This is a genomic window from Siminovitchia fortis, from assembly GCF_003605365.2.
Classification (GTDB): domain Bacteria; phylum Bacillota; class Bacilli; order Bacillales; family Bacillaceae_C; genus Siminovitchia; species Siminovitchia fortis.
In genome coordinates this window covers 1-1549 of record NZ_QYTU02000089.1, presented here as the reverse complement: position 1 = coordinate 1549, position 1549 = coordinate 1, and the positions used below count along the sequence as shown (strand labels likewise).

General features: G+C 54.4%; 3 protein-coding genes. All 3 read left to right on the top strand.

The annotated features are described in order from the left end of the window. Window positions 1–423: transporter substrate-binding domain-containing protein (locus D4N35_RS17720; protein WP_128205423.1), on the top strand; the 423-nt coding region annotated here is incomplete at its 5' end. An 89-nt stretch (window positions 424–512) separates the two neighbouring features. Beyond that, complete coding sequence (ehuC, locus tag D4N35_RS17715; protein WP_120076029.1) at window positions 513–1157, top strand: ectoine/hydroxyectoine ABC transporter permease subunit EhuC; 645 nt, start codon at window positions 513–515, stop codon at window positions 1155–1157. Then, window positions 1154–1549: ABC transporter permease subunit (locus tag D4N35_RS17710; RefSeq protein WP_120076027.1), on the top strand; the 396-nt coding region annotated here is incomplete at its 3' end. The genes ehuC and D4N35_RS17710, both read left to right, overlap by 4 nt.

The window sequence follows — 1549 nt, the reverse complement described above, 5'->3', positions numbered from 1 at the left end:
GATGTGAAGGTGTCGATCATGGCAGGAGCCAACCAGCATGAGTTCCTGAAAGAGCTGGGTGTCAAAGAGAATCAGATTGAAACGTCAGACAGCATCTCTTCCAATATTGCGGCAGTAAGCTCTGGCCGTGTGGATGCGACCGTCATGACGGAAGCGACGCTCCGCGAAGCGGTGGAATCAGCGGACCAGTCCAAGGTGGAAGAGGCCAAGCCGTTCACGCAGCCGGAAATTGGCGGGGAAAGCGTCATGAGCTACGGAGCTGCTGTCTTCAGAAAAGAGGACAACGAATTAAGGGAAGCATACAATGCAGAATTGAAAAAGCTGATCGATTCCGGAAAGATCCTTGAAATCTACGAAGAATTCGGATTTGGGGAGGACAACCTTCCCGATGATGTAACGACAGAAGACCGCTGCGGGCAATAAATTTTACTACTGATTTGGGTCCCTTATGTTCTTACATGGGGGATTCTTCACCTTAGATACGAAGGAGCTGGGTCACTATTGAGACTTACATGATGTTTTTGCCGGAATTATTGCGCGGGGCAGGTGTGACGATCCAGGTTCTCCTGCTGTCCGCCGCTTTTGCCTTTATTTTTGCCTTTATCGCCGGTCTTGGGCGGGTGTCGCGCTTTTGGGTCGTCCGCTTTCTAATGGGCGCTTTGGTGGAGCTGTTCAGGGGGACGTCCCTGCTTGTCCAGATGTTCTTCTTCTATTTTGCGCTTCCGGCGTTTGGGATGGAGTTGTCCCCATTTGCCGCCGGGGTTCTGGCTTTGAGCCTGAACTACGGGGCTTACGCGTCGGAAATCGTCCGGGGAGCGATCCTGTCAGTGCCAGGCGGGCAGACGGAAGCGGGCATTGCGCTCAACATGACCCGCTGGCAGCGCATGAGGCTCGTCATCCTGCCGCAGGCGTTCCGCCTGATGCTGCCGGGATTCGGGAACAATGCGATCGAGCTGCTCAAGGGGACATCGCTCGTCTCGTTGGTCACCTTGGCCGACCTGACGTTCCAGGGCCGGGTCTTAAAGGATAACTATACAGGGGACCAGATAGAAATCTTCACGCTGCTGCTTCTCCTTTACTTTGTCCTGGCGCTTCCGCTTATTTTCGGGGCGCGCTGGCTGGAAAAGCGGTCTGCTAAGGGGGTGGCGGCCAGATGACATGGGACTGGAATTTTGCCATTGAGATTTTTCCGAGGATCTTCAAGGCGATGTGGATCACGCTGGGCGCTACCGTAGCCGCCTATCTGATTGCTTTGACGCTGGGTCTGGTGCTCACGCTTTTGCGGAGAACCAGCTTTAAGCCGCTTAAGTGGCTGACGGTTGGCTTCATCGAATTTGTGCGGAGTACGCCGCCGCTTGTGCAATTGTTCTTCCTTTTTTACGCTTTGCCGGAAATTCCGTACATCGGCTTTTCGCTCAGCCCGTTCGCAACAGGAGCCTTGGGGCTGGGCATCCATTACAGCACATATGTATCGGAGATTTACCGCTCGGGGATTGAGTCGATCCCGAAAAGCCAGTGGGAGGCAGCCACAGCGCTGAACTTCTCCAGG

Bases quoted from the DNA above. Each gene is read 5' to 3' on its own strand.
- ehuC (WP_120076029.1), top strand. From the start codon at position 513: ATGATGTTTTTGCCGGAATTATTGCGCGGGGCAGGTGTGACGATCCAG.